27 protein-coding genes and 1 tRNA gene are annotated in these 26,619 nt (G+C 59.3%); 16 read left to right on the top strand and 12 right to left on the bottom strand.

What is annotated here, in order from left to right:
* Nucleotides 1-117: 117 nt before the first annotated feature.
* The 5 genes from infA to RLEG4DRAFT_RS35720 all read left to right on the top strand — a co-directional run bounded on the left by infA (nt 118) and on the right by RLEG4DRAFT_RS35720 (nt 2,495).
* Nucleotides 118-336, top strand: a complete 219-nt coding sequence (infA, locus tag RLEG4DRAFT_RS35700) for a translation initiation factor IF-1 (protein WP_003545338.1) — start codon at nt 118-120, stop codon at nt 334-336.
* A gap of 58 nt (nt 337-394) precedes the next feature.
* The gene (locus RLEG4DRAFT_RS35705; RefSeq protein ID WP_003570453.1) at nt 395-1,015 is read left to right on the top strand and encodes a Maf-like protein; all 621 of its coding nucleotides are present in this window, start codon (nt 395-397) and stop codon (nt 1,013-1,015) included.
* A gap of 85 nt (nt 1,016-1,100) precedes the next feature.
* Complete coding sequence (gene yacG, locus RLEG4DRAFT_RS35710) at nt 1,101-1,310, top strand: DNA gyrase inhibitor YacG (protein ID WP_003584153.1); 210 nt, start codon at nt 1,101-1,103, stop codon at nt 1,308-1,310.
* Between the two features lie 237 nt (nt 1,311-1,547).
* Nucleotides 1,548-1,623 (top strand) — tRNA-Phe (locus tag RLEG4DRAFT_RS35715).
* Between the two features lie 623 nt (nt 1,624-2,246).
* Nucleotides 2,247-2,495: a hypothetical protein gene (locus RLEG4DRAFT_RS35720; RefSeq protein ID WP_003584154.1), complete on the top strand. Its 249-nt coding sequence runs from the start codon at nt 2,247-2,249 to the stop codon at nt 2,493-2,495.
* 608 nt (nt 2,496-3,103) lie between these two features.
* On the opposite strand, the gene RLEG4DRAFT_RS35725 is transcribed toward RLEG4DRAFT_RS35720, so the two are convergent.
* A complete protein-coding gene (locus RLEG4DRAFT_RS35725; protein WP_037094541.1) occupies nt 3,104-3,310 on the bottom strand; it encodes a hypothetical protein in 207 nt (68 codons plus the stop codon).
* Nucleotides 3,311-3,559: 249 nt separating this feature from the next.
* Between RLEG4DRAFT_RS35725 and RLEG4DRAFT_RS35730 the strand changes: the two genes are divergently transcribed.
* Nucleotides 3,560-4,666: a restriction endonuclease gene (locus RLEG4DRAFT_RS35730; RefSeq protein WP_003584156.1), complete on the top strand. Its 1,107-nt coding sequence runs from the start codon at nt 3,560-3,562 to the stop codon at nt 4,664-4,666.
* Nucleotides 4,667-5,006: 340 nt separating this feature from the next.
* Here the strand turns inward: RLEG4DRAFT_RS35730 and RLEG4DRAFT_RS35735 are convergent, their stop codons facing one another.
* The 5 genes from RLEG4DRAFT_RS35735 to RLEG4DRAFT_RS35755 form a co-directional block, all read right to left on the bottom strand.
* Complete coding sequence (locus tag RLEG4DRAFT_RS35735) at nt 5,007-6,269, bottom strand: MgtC/SapB family protein (protein ID WP_037094545.1); 1,263 nt, start codon at nt 6,267-6,269, stop codon at nt 5,007-5,009.
* A 219-nt stretch (nt 6,270-6,488) separates the two neighbouring features.
* Nucleotides 6,489-6,785 carry a transposase gene (locus RLEG4DRAFT_RS35740; protein ID WP_125869677.1) on the bottom strand — a complete coding sequence of 99 codons (297 nt, stop codon included), beginning with the start codon at nt 6,783-6,785 and terminating at the stop codon, nt 6,489-6,491.
* Nucleotides 6,775-8,214, bottom strand: coding sequence for an HlyD family type I secretion periplasmic adaptor subunit (locus tag RLEG4DRAFT_RS35745; RefSeq protein ID WP_003584160.1), 1,440 nt, complete (start codon nt 8,212-8,214; stop codon nt 6,775-6,777). Before RLEG4DRAFT_RS35745 ends, RLEG4DRAFT_RS35740 begins: the two co-directional genes overlap by 11 nt.
* A gap of 14 nt (nt 8,215-8,228) precedes the next feature.
* Nucleotides 8,229-9,944, bottom strand: a complete 1,716-nt coding sequence (locus RLEG4DRAFT_RS35750) for a type I secretion system permease/ATPase (RefSeq protein WP_003584162.1) — start codon at nt 9,942-9,944, stop codon at nt 8,229-8,231.
* A gap of 90 nt (nt 9,945-10,034) precedes the next feature.
* Nucleotides 10,035-10,610: a hypothetical protein gene (locus RLEG4DRAFT_RS35755; protein ID WP_003584165.1), complete on the bottom strand. Its 576-nt coding sequence runs from the start codon at nt 10,608-10,610 to the stop codon at nt 10,035-10,037.
* Between the two features lie 475 nt (nt 10,611-11,085).
* On the opposite strand from RLEG4DRAFT_RS35755, the gene RLEG4DRAFT_RS35760 reads away from it, so the two are divergent.
* From RLEG4DRAFT_RS35760 to RLEG4DRAFT_RS35770, 3 genes are all read left to right on the top strand, one after another.
* Nucleotides 11,086-12,174: a hypothetical protein gene (locus RLEG4DRAFT_RS35760; protein WP_003584166.1), complete on the top strand. Its 1,089-nt coding sequence runs from the start codon at nt 11,086-11,088 to the stop codon at nt 12,172-12,174.
* A gap of 720 nt (nt 12,175-12,894) precedes the next feature.
* A complete protein-coding gene (locus RLEG4DRAFT_RS35765; protein WP_037095026.1) occupies nt 12,895-13,668 on the top strand; it encodes a response regulator transcription factor in 774 nt (257 codons plus the stop codon).
* A 158-nt stretch (nt 13,669-13,826) separates the two neighbouring features.
* A complete protein-coding gene (locus RLEG4DRAFT_RS35770; RefSeq protein ID WP_003584170.1) occupies nt 13,827-14,048 on the top strand; it encodes a hypothetical protein in 222 nt (73 codons plus the stop codon).
* A 47-nt stretch (nt 14,049-14,095) separates the two neighbouring features.
* On the opposite strand, the gene RLEG4DRAFT_RS35775 is transcribed toward RLEG4DRAFT_RS35770, so the two are convergent.
* The 6 genes from RLEG4DRAFT_RS35775 to RLEG4DRAFT_RS35800 all read right to left on the bottom strand — a co-directional run bounded on the left by RLEG4DRAFT_RS35775 (nt 14,096) and on the right by RLEG4DRAFT_RS35800 (nt 19,405).
* A complete protein-coding gene (locus tag RLEG4DRAFT_RS35775; protein WP_003584171.1) occupies nt 14,096-14,821 on the bottom strand; it encodes an SDR family oxidoreductase in 726 nt (241 codons plus the stop codon).
* Nucleotides 14,822-14,832: 11 nt separating this feature from the next.
* On the bottom strand, nt 14,833-15,894 hold the full coding sequence (locus tag RLEG4DRAFT_RS35780; RefSeq protein ID WP_003584174.1) for an ABC transporter ATP-binding protein: 1,062 nt from the start codon (nt 15,892-15,894) through the stop codon (nt 14,833-14,835).
* A gap of 54 nt (nt 15,895-15,948) precedes the next feature.
* Nucleotides 15,949-16,155, bottom strand: a complete 207-nt coding sequence (locus RLEG4DRAFT_RS35785; protein WP_003584176.1) for a DUF2160 family membrane protein — start codon at nt 16,153-16,155, stop codon at nt 15,949-15,951.
* 4 nt (nt 16,156-16,159) lie between these two features.
* Complete coding sequence (locus RLEG4DRAFT_RS35790) at nt 16,160-16,996, bottom strand: carbohydrate ABC transporter permease (protein ID WP_003584177.1); 837 nt, start codon at nt 16,994-16,996, stop codon at nt 16,160-16,162.
* Nucleotides 16,997-17,000: 4 nt separating this feature from the next.
* Nucleotides 17,001-17,876, bottom strand: a complete 876-nt coding sequence (locus RLEG4DRAFT_RS35795; RefSeq protein ID WP_003584178.1) for a carbohydrate ABC transporter permease — start codon at nt 17,874-17,876, stop codon at nt 17,001-17,003.
* Between the two features lie 95 nt (nt 17,877-17,971).
* On the bottom strand, nt 17,972-19,405 hold the full coding sequence (locus RLEG4DRAFT_RS35800; protein ID WP_003584179.1) for an extracellular solute-binding protein: 1,434 nt from the start codon (nt 19,403-19,405) through the stop codon (nt 17,972-17,974).
* Between the two features lie 297 nt (nt 19,406-19,702).
* Between RLEG4DRAFT_RS35800 and RLEG4DRAFT_RS35805 the strand changes: the two genes are divergently transcribed.
* From RLEG4DRAFT_RS35805 to RLEG4DRAFT_RS35835, 7 genes are all read left to right on the top strand, one after another.
* Nucleotides 19,703-20,587, top strand: coding sequence for a sugar phosphate isomerase/epimerase family protein (locus tag RLEG4DRAFT_RS35805; RefSeq protein WP_003584180.1), 885 nt, complete (start codon nt 19,703-19,705; stop codon nt 20,585-20,587).
* A 61-nt stretch (nt 20,588-20,648) separates the two neighbouring features.
* The gene (locus RLEG4DRAFT_RS35810) at nt 20,649-21,863 is read left to right on the top strand and encodes an ROK family transcriptional regulator (RefSeq protein ID WP_003584181.1); all 1,215 of its coding nucleotides are present in this window, start codon (nt 20,649-20,651) and stop codon (nt 21,861-21,863) included.
* A gap of 30 nt (nt 21,864-21,893) precedes the next feature.
* Complete coding sequence (locus RLEG4DRAFT_RS35815; protein ID WP_003584182.1) at nt 21,894-22,871, top strand: tagatose kinase; 978 nt, start codon at nt 21,894-21,896, stop codon at nt 22,869-22,871.
* The gene (locus tag RLEG4DRAFT_RS35820) at nt 22,871-24,166 is read left to right on the top strand and encodes a D-tagatose-bisphosphate aldolase, class II, non-catalytic subunit (protein ID WP_003584183.1); all 1,296 of its coding nucleotides are present in this window, start codon (nt 22,871-22,873) and stop codon (nt 24,164-24,166) included. The genes RLEG4DRAFT_RS35815 and RLEG4DRAFT_RS35820 overlap by 1 nt, the downstream gene beginning before the upstream one ends.
* A gap of 12 nt (nt 24,167-24,178) precedes the next feature.
* Nucleotides 24,179-24,904: an SDR family oxidoreductase gene (locus RLEG4DRAFT_RS35825; protein WP_003584184.1), complete on the top strand. Its 726-nt coding sequence runs from the start codon at nt 24,179-24,181 to the stop codon at nt 24,902-24,904.
* Between the two features lie 11 nt (nt 24,905-24,915).
* Entirely contained in the window at nt 24,916-25,689 is a 774-nt protein-coding gene (locus RLEG4DRAFT_RS35830) for an SDR family NAD(P)-dependent oxidoreductase (protein WP_003584185.1), read from the top strand.
* A 97-nt stretch (nt 25,690-25,786) separates the two neighbouring features.
* Nucleotides 25,787-26,611 (top strand): class I fructose-bisphosphate aldolase, encoded by an 825-nt coding sequence (locus RLEG4DRAFT_RS35835; protein ID WP_003584186.1) that lies wholly within the window; start codon nt 25,787-25,789, stop codon nt 26,609-26,611.
* Nucleotides 26,612-26,619: the final 8 nt, after the last annotated feature.

The following is a 26,619-nucleotide window of genomic DNA, read 5'->3' on the forward strand; positions in this document are numbered from 1 at the left end:
ATGACGGAAAGCCCGATCAACAAGGTTCACAAACCTCTGTTGATTGTGTAGTTTCCGCCCAAATTTTAAAGGCGCGCGCTGCGCTGCCTATTCAACCCACAGGAAGAAAACACTTATATGCCGAAAGAAGAAGTCCTCGAATTCCCGGGTATCGTCACCGAACTTCTGCCGAATGCGACGTTCCGCGTGAAGCTCGAAAACGAACACGAGATCATCGCCCATACCGCCGGCCGCATGCGCAAGAACCGCATCCGCGTTCTCGCCGGCGACAAGGTGCTGGTGGAAATGACACCCTACGACCTGACCAAGGGCCGCATCACCTACCGTTTCAAGTAAGCTTGCTCGAAGGTCCTGCGAAGGGTTTTCGCTCCCGTCTGCCGATGGTCGAGGTTCCATGGCGCTGAAATACAAGCTCATTCTCGCCTCGGGCTCGCCCCGTCGCGTCGACCTGCTCAACCAGGCAGGCATCGAACCGTCGCGCCTGATGCCGATGGATATCGACGAGACGCCGAAGAAGTCGGAGCATCCGCGCTCGCTCGCCCGTAGGCTTTCGGCCGAGAAGGCGGAAGCAGCGCTTGCCGCCATCAAGAGCGATATCACCTGGAAGGGCAGCTATATCCTCTCGGCCGATACGGTGGTCGCCGTCGGTCGGCGCATTCTCGGCAAGGCCGAGTTTGCCGACGAGGCGTTGAGCTCGCTGCATCTGTTGTCGGGACGCAACCATCTCGTCTATACCGGCGTTTGCCTGGTGACACCGGATCGCAAGATCCGCCAGAAGATCGTCGAGACCAAGGTGCGCTTCAAGCGCCTCTCCGGCTTCGAGATCGAAAACTACCTGGCCTCCGGCCAGTGGCGCGGCAAGGCAGGCGCCTACGGCATTCAGGGCCTGGCCGGCACCTTCGTGCAGAAGATGGTCGGCTCCTACACCAATGTCGTCGGCCTGCCGCTTTATGAAACCATTGTGCTTTTGACCGGCGAAGGCTTCGATGTGCATAGCCGGTGGCCCGAGGGCTGAGCCCCGAAGGCCGATATTTTCTCGCATGTCGTTATCGCAAAACCGCTGCACACTTTTGCGCGACATGCTTTAGGACGGACCGATCATGCTCGAAGAAAAGAAAGCCGCCAAGGTCGAACCGCTGCGCAAGGCGCGCCCTTGCCCCGAATGCGGCAAACCCTCACACCGCGAACATTACCCCTTCTGCTCCAACCGCTGCCGCGAGGTCGATCTCTCCCGCTGGCTGACCGGCGCCTATGCCATTCCCGTTGCCGACGACGAGACGAAGGCCGAATATCCGGATGAGGAAAACTGATGCTGGTCATCCGGAAGTGTGCAGCGGTTCCGGGATAACGACATGCATAAACAAAAAGCTGAAGCGCCAGCGAAGCTCTTATTTTTCCTCATGAATCGGCAAAACCGGCAAGACCGTCAAAAAAGAGTCATTTGACGCTTGCCATGGCCGAACAAGATGCTATAACCCCGCTCGCTTCCGGGGCGAACCAAGGCCCCGCGGTTCTTTTTCTGAAAGAGAACCATCGGAGGCAGGTTAGCCCAGGTAGCTCAGTTGGTAGAGCAGCGGATTGAAAATCCGCGTGTCACTGGTTCGATTCCGGTCCTGGGCACCACTTTTAAATTCTTGATCTGATTCAAATTTTATCTCCTTTCGCTAGTTGGCGATCTAGCTCGTGCCGACACCATATTCGCGTTTTCAAGACGTCTTTTCGTTCGGCCTCAAACTCATTGACCGTCTGGGCATGAGACGTGGACGATTTTCGATCGACGAACCGGCAACGTAGCGGAGCGGTCTGGCCTCATAATGACTCGTCTGAACCGTAATGTCGTGTTGGGGGCTTATTCAGTTCCCTGAGCAGATCGAGGATGCGCCGAGGCGCGTCCGCTGATCGTTCCTGGCAGCCGTAACCGCGGGTAACCTACTAGTGCAAACATGTGGATTAAACGCCGCTCATGCGCACGGCATCAACGATTTGCGTCATAGTGCGACCTGCAGTCAAGGAAACGACCGCTCTGACAAAGCGAACTGGTCGCTCCGAGACTGCTGGCGCTACGCCCGCGTCGGGAGAGGATGGTTGCAGCCGTCCTCTCCCTTCGGTTTTTCTACCGTGCAATATGTACGGCGGTTGCGCAACATGCAACGTTTCAAACGTCTCGGTCGTCAACAGATTGGTGAATCGTCAATCGGCTGTTGATTTGGCCGAAGCCTGTATTCATCACGTGCTGGGGGCACAAAATGATCTTCACTCACATCGCCAGGGTTATAACTTTCTTAGCCGTGATTTTCGGCGCGCTCCAGCTCGCCATTGGCTTCGGCATTGCAACCGAATTCTTCGGGCCATACGCCGCCGCTCTAGCGAGGTACGCACCAGGTGCGGCAAACTCGGGAGAGGTGATAAATCGCGGCACTTACGCTCTCCTTTTGGCGGTAGCTCTAGGCACGTTGGTCGAAATCAGCTTCAACATCCGTCGCGGGCAGAAATAGGTGGGCTAATGGCCAATGCCAAAGATGCTCAGCGTTTAAGCGGCCGAGGAAGTCGCCATCCAAATCCCCCTCACTAGTGAAAGCCTCTCGTTTGAGGGCCGAAAGCCTGTCGTGCGATTGGGCCGCTTTCGAAATCAACTGTAAATGAAACGATATTTCCGACTTCTCCGTTGCCGCTACTGTGGCATGCCCCGGGGCGAGGGCGGCCAAATTGCGAATTTTGCGGATGAGAAAGTTTGCTTATCGCGCCGGTTCGGTTTTGGGGACTGAGCGATGCCCGGCACCCCTTCACTCAACCCGCGCGACCGCACTGTGACTGGCAAAGGCTGGCCGCTCTCCAACTGAGTGGCGCCCCAACCACCAGATCCAATAAGTGGTCAGAAATTTACAAAAAACTGGATTTGAAACGCAAGTATATAGGAGATCCCCAAAACTTGAGGATCGGCCGATGACCCTTTTGCAGATTGCCTACTTGATGATTGCCGTGAGCTACGCCGTTGCTGTCGTCGCCCTGTTCGCCGGCCACTGAACGGGGAGCAAAAAACCTAACGTTTTCTCACGCGCACACCTGGGCGCACACGCGCGAGCTTGCAAACGAAGTCGATTAGTCATTTGGGAAAGTCGGCAAGCGCTGGCGGGTCGATTTTCAGCTCAGCAGGGATTTCCGCCGGAAGATTGCCCGGTTGGAGTAATTTGGCGTGCGCAATGATCTTGGATGCGTCATTCACAGCTCGTAGGTGGCGATCATTACCTTCTAAGAACGTTGTGAGGTCGTTGAAAATCAATTCTTCCAGTTCGTTGATGCCGGTACCCAATCTTGAAAATCCATAGCAAATAGCCCCCGTAGTGGGGAAAGGTTATACGAAGACGTCAGCCGAATAAACGGCATGCACTCCGGTGTGTGGTCCTCAGAGGAATTCCTGTGTCAGCGTTAGCGGAGCGGGGCTGCACGGGTCCGCGTGGCGGTGGCGAGGAGGATCTGGGCTCCCTGGTCCCCAGCGAGTACCATCATCTGCCTGCGCCCATGTATACTGAGAATCACGTTAGCAACCCTGGGAATGCGTGTGTCCAAGGCCGGCTATACTCGAACCATAAATCCGCTTCAGTTCAGCGCTCTTGAGCCTAAGCGCTTCGAAGATCTGGTGAGACAACTGCTATATGATTTCAGAAATTGGCGGCAACTTGAGGCGACGGGCCGGTCTGGTTCAGACGATGGTTTCGATGCGCGTGGATGGGAAGTTCAATTCCCAAATGCTGCTTTGGAGGATGAGGAAGAGACTGAGCAGGATCGGATATGGCTGATCCAATGCAAGCGTGAACGGCAAATTGGGCCGGCAAAGCTAGCCAAATATCTTGGCGAAATTCCCGAAGAGGAGAGGCGACACCTCCACGGGGTAATTTTCTGCGCAGCGGCGGATTTTTCAAAGGTCTGCCGTGACAGATTTCGATCATGGTGCAGCGAAAATGGGATTTCCGAATGCTATCTTTGGGGTAAGGCCGAACTCGAGGATGCATTGTTTCAACCTAAAAACGACCATTTGTTATTCGCCTACTTTGGCCTTTCTCTCCAAATCCGCCGACGTTCTGACCAGGCTAGGCTGAGGGCGAGGACGACGATAAAGCGAAAACTAAAGCGAGCGTTCGAAAAATCTTTCAATGTTCTCATCCGAGCAGCCGACGACACCGACTATCCCTATACGATGGGAAAGGAGGAATTCCGGTGGTGGGTTTTCTCGGAACCGCGTCTCACGCACCGGGGGTTGGAACTTAACTGGCGAAGACACTACGCATTTTTAGAGGACGACAGGTGGGATTGCGCCAATGCGGTTAACATCGATAGATCATCGCCAATCAGCGACCCTTGGCGAGGCTCTCACGATCGCAGCCAAGAGCTCGACGCCGTGTCGGGCATATGGGGCGCGCTGCCAGACGAGAGGAAAGGGTATGTTAGCGTAACCGGAATAATCTCTTTCGATGACATCTTGGAAGTCGATGAGGTTGGGGACGACATTACAGATCTGCCTCACATATTTATTCGTCTTGATAGCAATAATGTGCACCCGTTCACCGACTGCGTGGTTGACGCCACCCCCGACAACGACCTCCTCCCAGATGCCAGATGTGAATATTTTCCAAGACAGTACACCAAGCCGGTTACCTCAGATGGGTAGCATGGCCGCCGCCTTGCCGGCTCACGCCGCATCCATCTCAGGATCAACGACGTAAGCCTGCCCCGATTTTCAATGACCATCCTGCAGGCTTTGTTCGGTCGACGATGCCGGCAAAGCGCGGGATGTTGCCAGGGCGCGCCGGCGCAGGCACCCAAGGACGCGAGCAAGATACGAATCTTCCGTGACGGCTGAGCATCAGGTCCACCTGGCGGCCTATGAGATCATCAGCATCGGAAAGGTCGTGTAGGCTTTCTCCGATATGAACTGTCACCCGTCTCTCGGGAAGGACATCCTAAAAACTTGCCTCACCTTCGCCTGTCATCATTGAGCTTCAGGCCGTTCACGTCAGCAACAAGCCGGCGGCGCCGGCAAGCGTCGCTATGCCGGTTGTGATTGCCAGCCGAACCGAATAGCCGAGGCTTCCTGCACTTGCCGCAAGGCCGGTTTTGGCCAGAAGATTGGCGAAGGCGGCGACCGCTATCGCCTGGGCGGCCGCATCCGCAGGCACGGTCGGCGACGACAGCTTGGTGATCGAGAGAGTTATCGCATCGAGATCGCCCAGTCCCGTGATGAAGGCGACAGCGAGCAGCGACTGCATTCCAAAGGCTGCCAACGTCGCCCGCGTCACGATGGTCACGGCGGCAAGCAGAAGCGCAAAACGGAACACGACCATTACCTCAAGCGGATTTTGCGGTGAAAAATCGGAACCGCCCTCGGACCGCCGCCGCAATCCGAGGAGGCCGCCGCCCGCGGCAAGGATCGCGGCAGCCGGGCCGAGTGATGGTGCAAGCTCGATCAGCACATCAGGCGCCAGCACGCCGCAGATCAAAAGCACACGGGTGAGCGATACGGCCCCGGCCAGCATCGCTCCGGCCGAAAGCAGCGTTGAGAGAGCCGGCATCTCAATCGACTGGCGGGCAAAGGAAAGTGTCAGCGCCGTTGAGGACACGATGCCGCCGCAAGCGCCGGTCAGCAATATTCCGGCCGTGGCGTCGCTGAGCCTGATCATCACGTAACCGGCAAATGAGACGGCTGCCACCAGGATGGTCAGCATCCAGAGTTCGAAGGGATTGATCATCTCCCAGGGATCGACCGTCTCATTGGGAAGAATGGGAAGAATGACCACCGTCATCGTCAGCAGGATCAGCGCCGCCCGCAACTCGAGCCAAGTCAATTTCCGGAGAAATCCATGCAGCGGCTCCCGCGCCGCCAGCAGCGCCGTCACCGCCACGGCGCTCGCTGCCGTCGCCGTCATGTCCGCAACGACGGCGCCGAAGCCGAGCGCGAACACCACTATCGCGGCAATTGCGGCTGTCGCGCTGTAATCTTTCTCCTGCACGGCCTGTATGCGGCTGAAGCTGAGGATCATGATGCAGAAAAACGCAAAGATCGCCGCCGGCAGGATCGGCCCGGTGATCGGCTGCAGGAAACCGCAAAAGCCGCCGAGGAAGCTCGACAGTCCATAGGTGCGGATGCCCGCCACTCTCTTGCCCGGCGCCGCCTCGCGTTCCTGCCATCCACGCTCGATGCCGACGAGGATGCCGATCGCGAGCGCGAGACTGAGACGTTGGAATGCGTCCGTCATAACCAATGAAGTCATCATCGAATCTTCGCAAACATTCGGCGCGGGCGCTTAAATCCCCGACCCTCGAACTGCCGGGCGCCGTGGCCCGCCCATGGCGAGGGCATCGGCATCCGGCACGTCAGTTCCGGTGCAGTATAGCCGATGTTGCGCCCGGGCCAATCGACCAGGACGCGACGTCAGTGGCGCGCTGGTCGCCGCGCTAATGGTGGTAGCGCAGGCCAGAAGGCGGCCGAGAGATTAGTTTCGCCCCTTCGACGTCTTCGCCAGCATCTCGCTCAGAGTTGCCGCCGAAAGCATGGATTCGGCCAAAAGCTTCTTGAGCTTCTGGTTCTCCTCCTCCAGGGCTCTCACCCTTCTGGCATGGAGACCGACATTTCCGAACTGCAGCGATTGCCACCGATAGAAGGTCGGCTCGCTGATGCCGTATCTGTGGCAAACATCGGCCACCGTCACTCCGGCCTGATGCTCCTTCAGAATGCCCGTAATCTGGTCGTCGTCAAATTTTCGCTTGCCCATCACCGCTTCAGTCCTCACGAAATGCTCTGTTGAAACTGTCGAGAAGCGGTCTGACAGCGTAGAGCGCCACGCTGCTTTTACCGGTTTCGATCAGTGTCTGTGCGGGCATGCCCGCGACCAGTTCGACATCACGCATTTTCGCCAGCCGCTCGTCCGTTACGCGGATTGTCGCGGCAAAATAAGGCTGGCCGCTCTGCGTATCGGTGAGGCGGTCGGCCGACACATACTCGACCCGACCTTTCAGCAGTGGAACGCGCCGCTGATTGTATGGAAGAAGGTGCACCTGTGCCTCGAGCCCCGCATGGACAAGATTGATGTCCTCCGGTCTGACATGGGCAGAGACGATCAGGCGATCGGAGCGTGGCAGTAGATCGACGAGCGGTTCGCCCGCGCCGACCACCCCGCCTGATGTGTGGATGCGCAGGTTCATGATTGTTCCATCTTCAGGAGCCCGGATATCGGTCCTTGCAAGCTGGTCATCGATCGCCCGCAAGCGCTCGCGCAATTGCATAATCCGGCTTTCCGTATCGCGCATGCCTTGGGCGACTTCGCTCAAGCGGTCGCTCTCAAGCTTTGCGAGATCGGCCTGTGCCTCGCTGATCACCTGGTAGGCGCGAGCGATCTGTGCCCCAACTTGGCCCTGCTGGCCGTCAAGGTCTGCTTTTTCGCGCTCGAGGTTGAGAAGCCTGCTCCTTCTTTCCAGTCCCTTGGCAGTGAGAACCGTAACCTGATCCAGTTCTTCCTGCGAGATTGCGGCTCTGTCGGCCAGTGCTGCCTTCTGAGCACCAAGTCCGACGATTTCCTGCCGCACCTGCGCGATTTTTTCATTGGCGATCTGAATTTCCGCCTGCATGACCCGGCGGCGGGCTTCGAAGATTTTCTGTTGCCCGATCAGAACCGCGCTGACCGAAGGATATCTGTCCATGGCTGCCCTGAGATCCTCAGGATAGGCGACATGGTCGCCGCCCGTCTGCTCCGCAAGCAGGCGGGCGCGGCTGCCTTCGGCGTCCCAAAGCTGCCCTTGAATGCTGTCGCGCTCCGAGCGGGACTTCGTGTCGTCGAGCTCGATCACGATTTGCCCGGCCATCACCCTATCGCCGTTCCGGACGAGGATCCGTCGCACAATGCCGCCTTCCAGGTGCTGAATGGTCTTGCGGCTGGTCTCCGGTTCGATAACGCCCGATGCGACCGCAGCGCTTTGCAGCGGTGCCAGAGCCGACCAGATTCCCAATCCGAACACAAAGACCAGAATCAGCAGGTTGCCCGTCCAGACGACCCCTCTGAGCACCGGCATGGGCGAAGGGGCCGCGGGTCCGCGCTGCTTTTGTTCGATCACCGGCAGATAGGCCGTCTGTTGTCTGGCTGTCGATCGTTGAGCAAACCGCTGGCCCAACCTTGACGAATTTGAAATTTTCGCCGGCGTAGCGTCCAGTGGAACAAGGGTCATGGCAGCGTCCTTCCCTATGTTCCCGTTCGAGCCGGTGGTTGAAGATAGGTTTCATAAATCCGCTCGCTGTCGCCGAAGGCAGCCACCGTCCCGTTGCGCATAATGGCAATCTTGTTGGTGACCGGCAGGATCCCCATCCGGTGCGTTATGATAACCACGGTCATCCCCCTGGATCTCATGCGCTCGATTGCCGTAAACAGCATGCGTTCGCCGTCATAATCCAGGCTCGAATTCGGATCGTCGAGAACGATAAGAGACGGGTTTCCATAAGCCGCCCGTGCCAGTCCCAACTGTTGGCGCTGAGCCCGAAGGAGCAGGTTTCCACCTTCACCGATGTCGGTCTCGTAGCCCTGCGGCAGCCGCATGATCGCGTCGTGCAATCCAACCAGCTTTGCGGCGTCGATCGCCTTGCCGGGATCTCCTCCATCCAGCCGGCCGATCACATCCTTGATTGCTCCGCCGAAGAGTTCGATATCCTGCGGCAGGTATCCGACGTGGCAGGTCCCTCCGCAAAGGCGCAGCGCCGAGATATCGACCCCGCCGAGAAGAGCATATCCGCTCGTTGCCGGCACAACGCCTGCCATGATGCGGCCCAATGTCGATTTTCCCGATCCCGACGGACCGATGAGCGCGATGCAATCGCCAGGTGCCAGGCGCAATGTGATATCGGTCAATATCGGCCGATCGGCGAATGGCTTGATATAGGTGACATTGTCGAGAACGAGGCCGTTGGGTTCCGGCAGCGGCACCATTCGGGCATCGCATTCCGATGCAACGGTTATCAGCATTCTGTTCAAGCGATTGAAGGCATTGCGCGCAAACATAAAGGAGCGCCATGCTCCTATTGCGCCCTCGATCGGCGCGAGCCCGCGCCCGAGCAGCAGGCTCGCAACGAAGATAATTCCGGGACTGCCGCTGTTGATGAGCACCAGCCATGTCGCCGATCCCATCATCAGGATCTGCGCAAGTGTGCGGATCGATTTGGAGAAACCAAGAATGATCTCCGTGCGATGCATCGCGATGTCCTGGGCCCTTCTTGCCATTTCGGCATCGCGATAGACGATCAGCGCGGCGCCGTCCTGCATGCCCATGGCCCGGATCACCTCGATGTTTTTCAGCGCGGTCGCAAATCGCATATAGCTCCTCGAAAGGGCCAGATTGGCGTGAGCAAGCGGCGCTCGCGTCGCCAGTTCCGTCACCAACGCAAACAGCAGCAGCGCAACTGCGCACAGAAGACCGATGGTTCCAAGCAGCGGGTGAACAAGAAAGAGCAGAAGCAGGAATACCGGCGCCCACGGAACGTCAAATAAGAGCGAGCTGGCCGGTGAATCGAGGAACTGGCGTAATGCGGCGAGATCCCTGTAGCATTCCGTGGCGGCTCCAGTATCGGCGCGAGCGGCATATTCGAACGATGCGGTGAGCACCATCGGCCGCAGCCTGTGGTCCAGCCAGCTGCCGATGCGCGAAAGAGCTGCCCTGCGCACGATGTCCAGCGTCGACCCGACCAACACGGCGATGGCGATGATCATCGTCAGCATCAGCAGCGTGTCGGTACTCCGGCTCGACAGGACCCTGTCATAGATCTGCAGGAGATAGATGGAAGGCGTGAGAAGAAAGAGATTGTAGCCGCAGCTGTAAAGGAAGACCAACCCGAAGGCTCCGGCACAAGCCCGGAGTGCAACAACGAGCTGTGTCGGCGGGTGCGGTGGCTTTATGGAAATCGTTGTCATTATCAGATCTCGCTGCACTTGATACTGACAAGAAGAGGCTGCTTACCTTGAGGGCCGCCGGCCGAAACCAGCGGCCCTTGATGTCTGAGTTCAGGAGCCGAGATGGTCGACGTCGATGTGGCCGAAGGCGTTTATGAAGTGATCGAGAGAATTGGTCACCGTCGTCGTTTCGGGATCCGTGTGAACCAATGCCGACGAGATATCGCCGCCGTGAGCCATGTTTCCGTTGCCGCCGTTGCCGCCGACACCGGCGAGGATGGTGGCATGCTGATCGGCCATAAGCTGCGTATATTGTGTCGCGGTCGTCGCCGCAGCCACCGCAGCCGTGTCGCCGCCGCTTGTGTTTCCTTGACTGCCGTTGGAGTTGGAATCTCCGCCCGCGCCGCCGGCGCCGCTATGCGCGATTGCCGCCAGGAAGTTGTTCTGGGCCTGGCTAAAGCCACCGTTTCCGCCATGGCCGGCGTCCCAATCTGCCGTCTGCCAAACGTGATCGCCGTTGTGCACATCGGTCGTTGCCCCGTAGACCTTTTGTGTGGGGTCGACATAGGCGACCGGGTTGTAGTTGATGTTCCCATCGTTGTGGCCATCACCACCGTTGCCGGCATTCGCGTCACCCGCATCCGGATGGTTGAGATGAATCGTGTCGGATATTTGTGGAATAGGCATTGATGTCACTCCTTCTACTTGGTTGCGTGCTTGTTTGTTGTTACGGCGTCCCCCTGCGGCCTGCGTTCCAGCATGTCACCGCAGCCAATACGACCGCAGACGAATATTGCTCGCGATTTAAACTTCGAACCACCCGGATTTTCGGGGACATTCCTTAGGATGTATACTTGATGTTCCCTGGCGTTATTTGGATCGGTGTTTGGTGTTTTGGCGCAGGGCCGCACGGTCATGATCATGTCTTCGACCGCGCCGAAGCGACGCAGGGCGTCTAATGCAAAGGCGGATTCGGTGCTCGCAGACACGCACAACTAGCGTTGCGGCCATGACAGCCAAATGGCTACAGAACTAGCCGACTGGATGTAGACGAATTGCAGGCTCTGCTTTTCCGAGGTTCAGATGCACAATGCCTGATCAATTCAGGCTGCACGGCGCCGCATGCCCGGTGGACGCGCGGTCAACGCGAATGGAGACGGTAATGGCGGAACCTCGGCCCTTATTGGAAGACCTGCCCAAGTCGGGCACCGATCAAAACCTCGCCCCCAATGTGGCTGCGGGGCACCTGGCATTGATGCCGACCTGGCTTCCATTGGATGTTGCTTCCGGCTCTAGTCATAATTCAGCCGGCAGCGGTGGTGACGGGATCAGCGAAGGCGTGATCAGCAGCAACGCATTGGCCGTCTTCACGCCGTCCAATGCGGCGATCGCGGGGCCTCATTCGAGTGCCGACGCTTTCCAGGGCAACGATGCGCTCATCAATCAGCATCCCACCGAAATGGCTGGGATCGGCGGGAATGGCGGAAGCGGCAATGTTGCCATCGGCGGCGGCGAGGGCGCCAGTCATGCCGGCACCGGCGGCAATGGGATCTTCTACGGTGGGATGGTCAGCACCGAAGTCGCGCTGTTTGCGCCCGTGAATACTGCTGTGGCTGCAGGTCCTGGTGCCGAAGCTCACGCCGAGCAATCGAACAACGCAATGTTCCTGCAGGGCGCAACCCAGATGGGCGGCATAGGCGGCTCGGGCGGAGACCATAATGTCGCGACCCATGGCTCGTCGATGAGCCCGGGAACTGCGCTGACATTGACCGGCGACTATTATGCGGGCCACGGCGGCGATGGATATTTCGTCGGCAGCATGGTCGACGTAAGCATCGCCATCTTCTCGCCGATCAACATCGCCATCGGCGCCGCAGGCGGCTTGGCGGAGGCGCATCAGACAAACAATGTGATTTTCGATCAGGGCACTGTGCAGATCGCAGGCATGGGCGGCAATGGCGGTGGCTTCAACCTGTCGTCGGATACGATTTTCACCGGCAACCATGCCGGTGGCGGTGGCGGCGACGGATCCTCGACCGGCAGCATGGTCGACGTCAATTTCGGCTATTTCCATCCCATCAACATTGCCGTTCCCGCCGGCGGGACGGCGGACGCGCAACAGGTCGATCATGTTCTCTATGATCAGCACGCGCTTCAGCTGGCCGGTATCGCAGGCCACGGCGGAGAAGGGAACCTGACGGACGCCCATTCGGCTCTCGTGGACGACATTCTGAGTTTCATGCATAGCTGAGCATGATGCCGAAAAGTGTGAGCGGTTTTCGGCATCCTGTTCAAGAGGATAAACTCCTCGCTTGTATTGCGCGGGCTCAACGGCACGAGATTGTCTCCGGTGCCATTTTTCAAGCCATACTTTAAATCGCTTCCTCCCCGGTTTTCGTCTCTTTGGCGGGCATGGCCCGCAACGGCCGGTTTACTGAGAGACCAACCTTTCCACCCTGAGCTATCTGCATTGTCGGCGCCTGCGCGGTGCTGCCCGGGTGAAAAACGATGCTGACTGGTATTAATGCGTCATTTGAACGCGATTTTCAGTAATCATAACGGGTAGTCGGCGATCTCACGCTTTTGTTGCTTTTCGCGTTTGTCGTTTTGTTGTCGGTCTCTGCGGCTGTTTTGAATTGATATAGGCAAACAAAGCCGAGACGATCGATGATTGGTTAAATCCAACAGCTTTTTGCTGAATATGTCTGTAGCAGATCGGTTGGATTTTCAGTGGCTTTGGAAGATTTGTTGACCCACTTGCTGTACGTGAATTCGGAGAAGACTCAAAAATATTCGGCAGCAAGTCGAGATAGAAGATAAAGACGCAACACTATCTTGAATGTGCTCTGTGAACCACAGTTATCTATCGATGATATCTTATAGACTATAAGAATTATCATGAGAGATCAGGCCGTTGATGTCGATAATACGCTCGCTTTTTATCATGACATACAACGAGAACTGGAATAGGATGAATAACTGTTGGGTTGCACATATTCTGGGGAGCACGCAAGTGTCCGACAGTGCTGGAACAAAGCGCCGGCGCAATGCACCAACTGTGATCATTATTGAGCATTCGACACTGGCGCGCACGACCGTGGTGAAGCTTCTTGAGCGTGAACTCGCCGGGTGGAACCTTATCGATTTGATCTCGACTGAGAGTCTCGATCGGGCGCTTGGAGCCGAGGTACGTTTGATTGCATTGGATCTGGCCGGCAGAAGCGTTGAGAGCATCAGCCTGCGGGATGATCTCGCCGCGATTGCTGCACGTTTTCCTGAGGTTCCTATCACGTTGCTCTCAAGTACGGATGACGCCATTATCGCTCGTCAGGCGCTCAAGATGGGCATCCGCGGCTTTTTCTCGACGTCACTTCCGATCGACATTGCCCTTGCCGGTCTTCGTCTGGTTCTGGCGGGAGGAACATTTTTCCCGCAGCTTTTGGGGGCCGTGGCAAACGCCTCAAACGAGCATAGCCCGGTCAGAAATGAGGCCGAGAAAAGCCTGGATGAGAGGACGCAGTATTTGGCGCTTGCCGAGTTCACGCCCCGGGAGGCGGATGTCCTCGCGGAGTTGCAATCCGGCTGTTCAAATAAGGTCATTGCAGGAAAACTCAATTTGTCAGGGCATACGGTGAAGATGCATCTGCAGCACATAATGCGAAAGCTGCAGGCGCAGAACCGGACCGAAGTGGTTGCCCGCTTGATTCAAAGAGCCGCCGGCGGGCCTGACGCCTCGCCGAGTTAGGCCGTCCGCGCGGCCGCCGGCGGTATATCGACCGGAGCCTTCGTGTCAGCTGGTTTTATATCGTGAATCCCTGATGGGAACCGCGAGTCCGGCTGTCCGTTAACCTAGAGTTTTCCGGGTTTGATCTAACCCGGGCTCTAGCGAACGGAGGAGATGACATGCGCAAGAAGAAGGCCATTGTCGAGGCGGCGCTCGAGTCCGAGTATGAGCGCCAGCCGCTCGGGATCATGAATACCGAGCAAGCTCTGAAGCTTGAGGATTCCGACGGTCTTGTTTTCAGTCATCCGGATAAAGAGGCCGGCGTGACGGATGATTTTGTTGATCAGGAACAGCTGCGCCGATTGGTGCAGAAGCCAAGATCGCGGCCCGTGTCCCTTTGATCCTTTGCACCTTTGCGCGTCGACAAAGACGCGCGGCGCTTGCCGCCTCAGGCGATCATATAGCCGCCGTCCACCGGCATCGATATCCCGTTGACCATCGCCGCCTCATCCGAGAGCAGGAACAGAACAACCTCTGCAACGTCGGTCGGCTCGGCGAAGCGCCCAACGGGAATGCGCTGCATCATTCCGGCGGCCTTCTCCGGATCGCTCCATGCCTTGACCGCCATTGGCGTCAGCGTCACCGTCGGGTGCACGCCGTTTGCGCGGATGCCGTGCGGCCCAAGCTCTTTTGCCATGACCCGCGTCAAACCATCCAATCCACCCTTCGACGCGCAATAGGCAGCGTGGTCGGGAATACCGACAAACGAGGCGACCGACGAGACATTGACGATGGCGCCCTTGCGGCCCTCCTTGATCAGGAAACGGGCATATTCCTGCGCCACGATCATCGGCGCACGCGTGTTGACCGCGACAAGGCGGTCGAATGCTTCGACAGTCGTATCCAGGAACGGCTGGAGTTCGGTCGTGCCGGCGCAGTTGATAAGGAAATCCGCGGGCAGGGCGGCAACTGCCGCCTTCCTCGTCGCATCGGCGTCTGCGAGATCGACCTGGATTCCGCGGCAGCCGGGTTCCTCTCGCAATGCGTCAACGTCGGCGGCACTGCGGGTGAGGGCAACGACATCAGCACCCCGTTCGACGAGCATCCTCGCAATCTCGCGTCCGATGCCTTTGCCGGCACCGGTTACGATGACCGTCTTTCCTTTGAAGTTCATGGTCGTCTCCCTTACAGTCTCTGGCCCGTTTCCCGATCGAAGATATGCACACGGCGGGGATCGATGTGGAAGTACATCGTTCGTCCGGGATCGACCTCGATGCGCTCGCGGATCAGCGCGTCGATCGGCACGCCTCCGACGCGGCCGAAGATCAATGTCTCCGAACCGGTGGGCTCGAACACCGATACCTCCACAGGAACGCCGTCGTCGCCGATGGTGATGTGCTCCGGTCGGATGCCATAGGTAACGGCTCGTCCTTCCTCCGCATCCGTATGTCCGAGGGGCAGGGTGACGCCCTGGTCGGTGACGACGACCTTGCTGCCGTCGCGGGTGGTTATGCGGCCCTGAAGGAAGTTCATCGACGGGCTGCCGAGGAAGCCGGCGACGAAGAGGTTGACCGGGAAGTCGTAAAGGTCGAGCGGCTTGCCGATCTGCTCGACCCTGCCGTCGCGCATGACCACGATCTTGTTGGCCATCGTCATGGCCTCGATCTGATCGTGCGTGACATAGACGGTGGTGGTCTTCAGCCGCTGATGAAGCTCCTTGATTTCGACGCGCATGGTGACGCGAAGTTTGGCGTCGAGGTTGGACAGCGGTTCATCGAACAGGAAGACCTGCGGATCGCGGACAATGGCGCGGCCCATCGCCACGCGTTGACGCTGCCCGCCCGACAGTTGCTTCGGATAGCGGTCGAGATAACGCGTCAGGTCGAGGATCTCGGCCGCCCTGCCGACCTTCTCGTCGATCTCCGCCTTGGGGCGCTTGGCCATCTTCAGCGGAAAGCCCATGTTCTCCGCCACCGTCTTGTGGGGATAGAGCGCGTAGCTCTGGAAGACCATGGCGATGTCGCGCTCCTTCGGCGGAGCGTTGGTGACGACCCGGCCGCCGATCCGGATGTCGCCGCCGCTGACGGTCTCGAGGCCGGCGATCATGCGCAGCAGCGTGGACTTGCCGCAGCCGGAGGGGCCGACCAGCACGACGAATTCGCCATCCTCGATGTCGACGCTGACGCCGTGCATGACCTGAAGCGCGCCATACCTCTTGGTGACGTCGCTAACCTGTACGTTTGCCAATGTCGTTCCTCCAAAAAGCCGCTAGGCTCGTATTCATGATGTCATTCATCTGGCTCATCCCTTCCAGACGATATAGGCGCCGAGGACGGCAGAGATTACTGCTGCGAACCAGACCGAAAGCCCGGCCGGCTCGATGAATCGCATCCAGAACAGAGAGAGCGCGACCCAGATCACCACCGAGATGAAGAGCCGGTCGAACCAGTTCGTTTCGATCGGCAGAAATCCCGGCTTGCTTTCGTTATTTCCTGATTGAGACGTCATGGTTTCACCCTTTCACCGCACCGAAGGTCAGGCCGGCAACGATGTGACGTTGCACCACCGAGAAGACGATGAGTGCGGGAACCAAGGTCAGCATCGAGATCGCCGCCATGATGCCCCAGGCCGTCCCCGTGGTCGTCACATATTCCGACAAGCCGGTGGTCAGCGTCCGCGCGTTGAAGTTGGTGAGTGTCGCCGCCAGCAGATATTCGTTCCACGCAAACACCCAGGTGAGGATCAGCGTCACCGCAAGTCCGGGCCGCGCCAAGGGAAAGACGATGTCATAGAGGACAGTCCATGGGCTGGCGCCATCCATATAGGCCGCCTCGTCCAGCTCCTTCGGAATGCCTTCCACCGTCGGGCGCAACGTCCAGATGGCGAAGGGAAGATTGAAGGAGCAGTAGACCAGGATCATGCCCAGCCGGGAATCGGCGAGCGAAAAGTCGCCGATCCTGTAAACCTGCGTCAGCAGCAGGAAAATCGGCAGCAGGAAGACCGCCGGCGGCGCCATGCGGTTGGTGATCGTCCAGAAGAAGATGCTTTCCTTGCCGGCGAGGTCGAAGCGCGTCAGCGCATAGCAGGCAAAAAAGCCGAGTGTCGTGACCAGCAGCGCGTTGCCCGACGATATGATCATCGAGTTGAGCATGTATCCGCGCAAGGTCGGATTGGTGAGTACGTCCTGGTAGTTCTTCCAGAAGAAGCTCCGGAGAAGGACATCGGGCGTCGAGAACAGGTCGAAGGGCTGTTTTACCGATATGACGAAGAGCCAGTAGATCGGGAAAAGCGTCGCCAGGCTGATCAAGGTCCACAGCACGATCGGAAGCCAAGGGGTGTGGGTCTTCATCGCTTCAGCCTCTCTTCACGCGGGGGGAAATCAAGCCGACATAGAGCAGCCAGCAGACGACGATTGTCAGGTAGAGGACGATGACGGAGATGGCCGAACCGTAGCCATAATTCGTCTTGGGGAAAACTTCCTTGAAGATATGGACGCCGATGTAGCGCGTCGATGACCCCGGGCCGCCGCCGGTCAGCATCAGCACTTCGTCGACGGTGCGCAGCGCGTCCATCAACCGGATGAACACCGTGGCGAGCAAAGCCGGGCGGATCAAGGGAAGCGTTATGTGCCAGAAGATCTGGCTCTTGCCGGCGCCGTCAATCTGCGCCTGTTCGAACGGGTCTGACGGCAGCGAGACGAGGGCAGCGATCAACGACAGGGTGACGAGCGGCGTCCAGTGCCAGATGTCCATGATTACCGTGACCGTGAAGGCTGCGGCAGCACTCTGGCCGATATTCAGGTCGTAGCCGAACCAGCTCCTCAGAAGATACGGGATGATGCCGATCGACGGTGTGGTCATCAGCTTCCAGACGGAGCCGACGATGATCGGCGCCATGATCAGCGGCAGGGTGTGGATGGTGCGAAACACTGCTTTTCCAGGAAAGTCCTTCAGCAGCGCCTGGGCAAGAATATAGCCAAGCACCAGCTCCGACACGACCGCGAAGAAGACGAATGCCAGGGTTATGCCGAGCGATGCCAGGAATTGGGCGTCGAAGACGAGCCGCCGATAATTGTCGGCCCAGTTGAAGACCATGCCCGGATTGGCCGCGAACGGGTTCCATGCGTGGAACGAGACCCAGAGCACGTAGATGAACGGAAAGATCCCGAACAGCCCGAGGATCACTATGGTCGGTGACAGCAATAGCCACCCGAGCTTCTGCGAATGCATCGCCTACCCCCATTGAACGTTATGTGGACGTCCGCTCCAGTCAGGAGCGAAAGATGCCGGGTCGTCGGAACGACCCGGCAGTTGGGGAGGAGATCTTATTTGCGATAACCGAGCGAGGTGAGTTCTTCTTCGGCCTTGGCCGCCATCTGGTCGAGGCCTTCATCGGGGGCGATCTTGCCGGTCAGGATGTCGTAGAAGATCGGCGCGGTCGCTTCACGCACCTGAGCATGGAAGGGGTAGGGAGGAGCGCCGGCGAAGAGTTTGCCCTCATCCTTCAGCATCGTGTAGAAGCCGCCGAGCTTGGTATCCATCTCCTTCACCTTCGGATCGTCGAACGTCGCCTTGTTGGTGATGCGCGGTGCGGCGATGGCCCAATCCGGCTGCACCTCGTTCTGGCCGATGAATTCGAGGAACAGCAGCGATGCTTCCTTGTTCTTCGAGGTGACCGGCACGCCGAAGGCGCCGCCGTCGTAGTAGCCGATGTAGCCCTTTCCGGCTTTCGCATCGTCCAGCACGCCCGGCTCGAGCGGCGGCAGAGCGAACCCGACTTTTCCCACAACCTTCGACTGCGCCGGATCGCTTGCGATCCACGCGGCATTCTCACCATAGATCAGCCCCTGGGCGACACGGCCGGCGGCAAAGGTCGTTGCGGTTTCCGTCCAGGTCGACTGCGTCGATTCCGGCGGTGCGATGTCGCGCAGGTGCAGCCAATACTTCAACGCGGCCTTCGCCTTGTCGCCGTTCATCGTGCCGCCGTGTTCAACCGTCGCCGCATAATTATTCTTGGCGTCGATGCCCCAATTGTAGACGCCGAAGGTCGGCACGATGGACTCGAAGAATTCATACCAGGACGCCGGATGGCCCGTATGGGCCTGAGCCGTCGTGCCCCAGAGCTCCATGCCGTTGTCCTTGCCGTATTTCGTGAAGAATTCGGCGATCTGGGTATATTCCTCGTGGGTGGTCGCCGGCTTCAGGTCCTTGCCGGTTTCCTTCTTGAAGGCCTCCTTGATCTTCGGATCGTCGAAGAGGTCCTTGCGATAGAGATAGGTCTTCAGGAAGGCTTCCATCGGCGTGCCGAACAGATCGCCGTTGGCGTCCTTGAAGTAGTCGGCGAAGCTGGTGAAGTTCGAATCGTCGTAAGTCGGCGCTTTCAGATCCGGCTGGTCTTTCAGCGTCTTGGTGATGTCGACGAGGAAATCCCTCGCCAGATAGGAATAGATGATGTCCTGCTCGATGTAGACCATGTCATAGATGCCGGTCTTGGCTTCCATGTCCTTGATGGCCTTGTCATACATCTGATCCCAGGACGTCGTCTCGATCTCGACCTTGATGCCGGTCTTCTTTTCGAATTCGGGCGCGAGTACGTTCTTGATGTAGTTCGATGGCGGCGTGCTTTCGGTGACGCCGTGCAGTGTCACGCCCTTGAATTTAGCCCCGGCGTCAGACCAGAAGTCAGCCCAGGCCGGCGAGGCGGCAGTAGCGAGGCCGAGCGTCAGCGCAAGCGCGCTAGCCTTCAAAGCATAGTTCATTGTCAATCCTCCCAGAGTGCAGCGAGATTATTCGCCGGTGCTTTGTGTAGGCCAAAAAAACCGACGGCGCAACATTTGTTGTCTAAACATGCAAATTATGGATCTATCCCATTGATATTTGCGGAACTAATTTCCATTTGAAGGACCTGATCCCATGTCGATTGGTATAAAATGTTGCATTGCAAAGATTTTTTTGCGCAGCAGCAAAGAGAGTGTGTCATAAATTATTTGTTGTTTTACCAAACTAAATGGCATAGCACTGGGCGCATTAAGCGGCATATCGCGGAGGAAAAGCCTATGCGTCGATTGGGTATCCATTCATTTGTATGGACAGGCGGCCAAACCCAGGAAGGGCTGGAGATGGCCCTTAACAAGACGGCCGAGCACGGCTATCGCACCATCGAATTTGCTTATCTGCGCCCCGAGAAATTCAATCTCGATCGGCTGGCAAAGCTAGCGCAGTCTCTCGATGTGGAAATCGGCGTCACCATGGGTCTGCCGCTCGACAAGGACGTATCGAGCGAGGACGCTTCTGCGGTCTCCGCCGGCAGGCAGACGCTGGCCGACGCCGTGCGTGCGGTGCGCGATATCGGCGGCAACAAGCTCGGCGGGATTCTCTATTCCGCCCACACCAAATACAATCGCCAGCCGACCACGAAGGGTTGGGACAACAGCGTCGCGGCGATCGCCGCGACCGGCGAAGTCGCCAGGCAGGCGAACGTCGATCTGGTGCTGGAGGTGGTCAACCGGTTCGAGACCAACCTGCTGAATACAACGGCGCAGGGGCTCAAATTCATCTCCGAGACGGGATCGGAGCATATTCGTCTCCATCTCGACACCTTCCACATGAACATCGAAGAAGCCAATCCGGCCGCCGCGATCCGTCTGGCCGGCGACAAGATCGGCTACTTCCATATCGGCGAAAGCAATCGCGGCTATCTCGGCGACGGCGTCATCAATTTCGATCTGATCTTCGACGCTCTGCTCGACATCGGCTACACCAGGGACGTCGTGTTCGAGAGCTTCTCGACGACGGTCGTGGATGAGGGCCTGTCGCTCGCCTGTGCGATCTGGCGCGATACCTGGGAGGATAATGATCTGCTTGCGGCGCACGCCAAGCGCTACATCGAGCTGAAATATGACGAGGCCAAGCGTCGCCGCGCCACAACCGCGCGGCCCTGATTATCCTTCTGACAGCCTGTTCCAGTCGTGTAAGGGTGGGCGGCTTGAAGGGAATGGAAATATGAACGACACCGTCTCCATCGGAAGTTCGCCGCGCAGGATCCGGCAGAACAATATCGTCGCCGCCTTGCAGACGATCTACACCCACCGAAGCCTCAGCCGGGCCGATCTGGCCCGCAAGCTCGGCATGAATCGCTCCTCCTCGGGAGAGATCGTCGCCGCACTGACGGAGGGCGGGTTCGTTCAGGAGTCGGACGAGAGCGGCAAGCAGCGCCTCGAGCATTCCCGGGCCGGTCGTCCCGGCATTATGCTCGAACTGGTGCCCGATGCTGCATTCTTCGTCGGAATCGAAATTGGCGTCGAACATATATCGGCCGCAGTGATCGATCTCTCCGCCGAAGTTCGGGCATGTCGGAAAATGGCCTTCGACACACCGTCTTCGACGGTGGAGGAGGCCGTCGCGCAGGGCGTCGAGCTGATTGTCGGCGCGATGACGAAAGCGATGATCGGAAGATGTAAAGGCTTGGGCATATCGACGCCGGCCCACATCCGGCCGGATGGATTTGTCACCCTGGCGCCGATCATTGGCTGGCGAGACGTGCCGTTGAAGGAGATTGGCCGATCGGCCTTTCCGGCCGCCGTCCCGATCGCGGTCGAAAACGATGCCAACGCCTTTGCGATCGGCGACAGCTACCGTCACGGCGCCGCAGGCGTGACCCTGTTTCTGCTGATGGAAACGGGCGTCGGCGGCGGCATCATGATCGATGGCAAACTGTTCCGTGGCGGCCACGGTCTGGCGGGAGAAATCGGCCACACATTGGTGCCGGGAAGCGGTGGCCAGAAGTTCGAGCAACTGATCGGCCGCGAGGTGCTGATCAGCCAGTACCGAGAGGCTGTCGGACGCGAGGATGCGGATCTGCAGGAATTCCTCGGCGACGTTCGTGATCGTGTCCCGGCTGCGGTCAATATCGCCGAAACCTGGTCGCGCCATCTCGCCTATGCCTTGCTGCAGGCCTGTCGCCTGCTCGACCCGGACAGGATCGTGCTGGGCGGCTCCGTCGCATCCCTCTACCCGATGGTGGCTGCCCGCGTCGCGGTCCACATGTCGGAAGGCCAGAGCATCGCTTTCCCCATGCCGGAGATCGTCGTCGACGGTGATGCGGAGTTCGGCTCCGCCTTCGGGGCGGCATGCATGCTCCACCAGCGCTTTCTGTCGCTGGAAAACGAGGAGTTCGGCAGCGAGGACGGTGCGCCGGTCCAATCGGCGCTGAGTTAAAGACAACAGGGATCGAAAGCGGGATTGCACATGGCTTCAACACTGGCTCCTGACGCGCTTGGTCCAACGGTTTGCGTCGGCGAGATCCTCGTCGAGATCGTCGCAACGACGGTTGGAGACGGGTTCCTCGAAGCCCAGCCGCTCGTCGGTCCGTTTGCGAGCGGCGCGCCGGCGATCTTCATCTCGCAGTGCGGCCGCCTGGGCGGACAGGCCGCCATGGTGGGCGCCGTCGGCGATGACGATTTCGGCCGGGTCAATACCGATCGCCTCAAACGCGACGGCGTCGATATCTCGGCGATCTCGGTCGATCCGGCCTATCCGACGGGAAGCGCTTTCGTTCGCTACCGCAAGGATGGCTCCAGAGATTTCGTCTACAACATCGCCACCTCGGCAGCGGCGCGTTTCGGCTGGTCTCAACTGGTCGGCGATCTCATCGATCGGACCGGGCATCTTCACGTGATGGGCTCCGCTCTGTCGGTTCCGAGTGCCCGCGCGGTGATCGACAGAGCAGTCGACATCGTCAAGGCGCGCGGCGGAACGCTCTCGGTCGACCCGAACATCCGCAAGGAATTGAAGCTGGACGAGGAGACCGAGCGCCGGTTTGCCAAGCTCGTCGCCGCCGCCGATCTGCTTCTGCCGTCCGGAGAGGAACTCGAGCGTGCCGCAGGTGTCGAAGGCGAGGCTGAAGCGATCCGCCGTTTGTTCGAGATCGGCGTCAAGGAGATCGTGTTGAAGCGTGGCGCCGGCGGCGCGAGCTATTTCAGCAGCCAGGGAGACCAAATCGACGCTCCGGCATTCGTCGTTCAGGAGGTCGACCCGACGGGCGCCGGCGACTGCTTCGGCGGCGCCTATCTCACCTGCCGGCGGCTCGGCATGTCGCCGCAGCAGGCTCTGACCTATGCCTCGGCCGCCGGCGCCCGCAATGTGACGGTGCTGGGGCCGATGGAAGGCGCCGGCAGCCGCCGGGAACTCGATGCGTTTATCGCGTCAACGGAAAGGCGCCCATAATGCAGGTGCATCTCGACGAACTGGCGAGGCTCAGGATCGACGGCCACCCCAGAGGTGTCGTCTCCATATGCTCCGCCCATCCGATCGTACTTCGCGCCGCCCTCCGGCACGGGCGGCAACAGGAAAGCAGCGTGCTGATCGAAGCGACCTGTAACCAGGTCAATCACCTCGGCGGCTACACCGGCATGACGCCGGACGACTTCGCGTCGCTGGTGATGAAGATCGCGGCCGAGGAGGGGTGTCCCGAAAAATGCATCGTCCTCGGCGGCGACCACCTCGGCCCCAATCCCTGGCGCGACCGCCCGGCGGAAGAGGCCATGGCCGAAGCGGAAAAGATGGTTGCCGCCTATGTCGACGCCGGATTCCGCAAGATTCACCTCGACGCCTCAATGGGCTGCAAGGGCGAGCCATTGGCGCTCGACGACGAAACCACCGCCCATCGCGCCGCCCGGCTTGCCGCGGTCGCCGAGGCCTCGGCCAGGAAGACCGGCGGCGCAATGCCGGTTTACGTCATCGGCACGGAAGTGCCGCCGCCGGGCGGTGCCGATCATGCTTTGACCACGATCGAACCGACGGCTGCCGCAGCGGCGCTGAAGACGATCGACGTCCACCGCCGGGTCTTTGCCAAAGCAGGACTTGAGGAGGCATTTGCCAGGGCGATCGGGCTTGTCGTTCAGCCGGGCGTCGAGTTCGGCAATCACAACGTCATCTTTTACGACAGCAGCAAGATCGAGGCGCTGCAATCGGTGCTGACCGAAGAGCCGCAGTTCGTCTTCGAGGCGCACTCGACGGATTATCAGGGCACCGGATCGTTGACTTCGCTGGTGAAGGACGGGTTTCCCATTCTGAAAGTCGGTCCCGAGCTGACCTTCGTCCTGCGCGAGGCGCTTTATGCGCTGGATGCGATCGCTTCGGACCTGCTACCCGATTATGGCCAGCGTCCGCTCTATCAGGTGATGGAAGCGCTGATGCTTGGTCAGTCGGGCGATTGGCGCCGCCACTACCACGGGACCGAGGCCGAGATGCGTTGGCTGCGGCACTATTCGCTGTCTGACCGCATCCGCTATTATTGGGCGTCGGCTGAAGCACAAGGTGCCGTCCGGCGCCTGTGCGAGGCCCTTCGGGGGCAATCCGTACCGCTGCCATTGCTTTGGCAGCATATGCCGGCCGCGCAGGATTTCGCAGATACGCCGCTCGATCCGGATGAGGTTCTGATCTGGAGAGTGACGAACAGTCTCGCGGACTATCACGCCGCCTGCGGCGTCGGGAAGAATGAGCAATTAGGATCGAGATAGGAGGAGAAATCGATGAATGACTTGAATGGGAAGATCGCGGCGGTCACGGGTGCGGCATCCGGCATAGGATTGGCCTCGACCGAGGCAATGCTCGCCGCAGGCGCGACGGTCGTGCTGGTGGACCGGGATGAGAAGGCCCTTGAGGCGGTTTGCAGCCGGCTTGGCGAGCGCGCAATTCCGCTCGTGATCAATCTGCTCAATCCGAACGAGTGCGCGGGGCTGCTGGAGGGCGTGCTGTCGAAGACGGGCAAACTCGACATCATGCATGCCAATGCCGGCACCTATATCGGCGGCGACCTGATGGAAACCGACCTCGACACCATAGACCGGATGCTCAATCTCAACGTCAACGTCGTCATCAAGAACGTTCACAATGTCATTCCTCACATGATCGAACGCGGCACCGGCGACATTGTCGTCACCAGCTCGGTTGCCGGACATTCGGCTATCCCGTGGGAACCGGTCTATTCCTCGTCGAAATGGGCGATGACCTGCTTCGTCCAGACGATGCGGCGGCAGCTTCTGAAAAACGGCATTCGGGTGGGATCGGTGTCTCCAGGGCCGGTGATCAGCGCTCTGCTCGCGGACTGGCCGGAGGAAAACCTTCGCAAGGCCAAGGAGGCCGGCGCTTTGATAGAGCCCAAGGAAGTCGCCGACGCGATCATCTTCATGCTGACCCGGCCGCGCAACGTCACCATCCGCGATATCGTGGTGCTTCCCAGCGCATTCGACATTTGAAGGAGCCTGATATGAGCTACCAGCAGAAATTTCGCCTGGACGGCGAACGCGCGGTGGTCACCGGCGGAGGGCGTGCGATCGGATTGTGCTGCACCGAGGCGCTGGCGGAGGCCGGTGCTGCGGTCGTCGTCATCGAACGCAGCGAGGCCGATGCCCAGCAAGCGCTTGCGCTGCGCGACAAGGGCTACGACGTCGAGGTCCGGGTGGGAGACGTCACCGACGCCGGCCGGATGGACGAGATCGCGGCCGAACTTGCCGACGGTGGGCGGCCGGCGACCATCCTGGTCAACAATGCCGGGATCGGCCAGAACGGCATCTCGGCAGAGGATGTTACCGACGCCGATTGGCTGCGGATGATGGACGTCAATCTCAACGGCGTCTTCTGGTGCTCGCGCGCCTTCGGCCGTCACATGATCCCGATGAAGCGAGGCGCCATCGTCAATCTCGGTTCGATGTCGGGGCACATCTGCAACCGACCTCAGCCTCAGACAGCCTATAACGTCTCCAAGGCGGCCGTCCATCACCTGACGCGCTCGCTGGCCGCCGAGTGGGCGCAGCACGGCATCAGGATAAACGCCGTTGCACCGACCTATATCGAGACGCCGATGGTGGTCGCCGTCGAAGCCAATCGCGAGCGGATCCCGATCTGGCTCGCCGACACGCCGATGGGGCGGATGGGAACGCCAGAGGAGGTCGCAAGCGCCGTCCTTTTCCTGGCGTCGGGCGCCGCCAGCCTGATGACCGGAGCCATCGTCAACGTCGACGCAGGGTTCACCTGCTGGTAGCCTGAGCGAATGTGGAAACGTTACCACATTTTCTTGACTCGCAATTCTGGTCTGTCTATTTCGATGTGGAAACGGTGCCATATCAGGGAGGAACTTGATGAAGTCCGCGCGATTGAACCGACTTTTCGGCGTGTCCGGAAACTGTTTTGATGTTGCCATCGATCACGGCATGTTCAATGAACGGACCTTCCTCGCCGGCATCGAGAACATGAAGACGGCCATCGAGGTGATCGCGCAAGCCGCACCCGATGCCATTCAGCTTCCGCCGGGCACCGCCCCCCTTCTGCAGGCGATCCCCGGCAAACACCGGCCGGCACTGGTGCTGCGCACCGATATCGCCAACATCTACGGCAATCCGCTGCCGTCCCAGTTGTTCTCCGAAATGATCGACAGGGCGGTGGAGCAGGGCGTTGCGTTGGATGCCGCCTGTGTCGTCGTCAATCTGTTGATGCTGCCGGACCAGCCGGAAGTCTATCGTGCCTGCGTGCGCAACGTGAACAGCCTGAAGCGCGAATGTGAGATCTACGGCATGCCGCTGATGGTCGAGCCGCTCGTCATGCAGGACAATTCCAAGGGCGCCTATATGGTCGATGGCGGGATCGACAAGATCCTGCCGCTGGTGCGCCAGGCAGCCGAGCTCGGCGCCGATATCATCAAGGCCGACCCCTGCGACAATGTCGAGGAATATCACCGCGTGGTCGAGATCGCCCAGGGCCTGCCGGTGCTGGTGCGCGGCGGCGGCCGCGTTTCGGATCAGGAAATCCTGATCCGCACCAAGCAGTTGATGGAGCAGGGCGCCCGTGGCATCGTCTATGGCCGCAATGTCATTCAGCATCACAATCCCGGCGGCATGACGCGGGCCTTGATGGCGATCGTCCATGACAAGGCTTCCGTCGAGCAAGCCTCGTTGCATATTGGCTGACGCGCCTC

The organism is Rhizobium leguminosarum bv. trifolii WSM2297 (assembly GCF_000271845.1).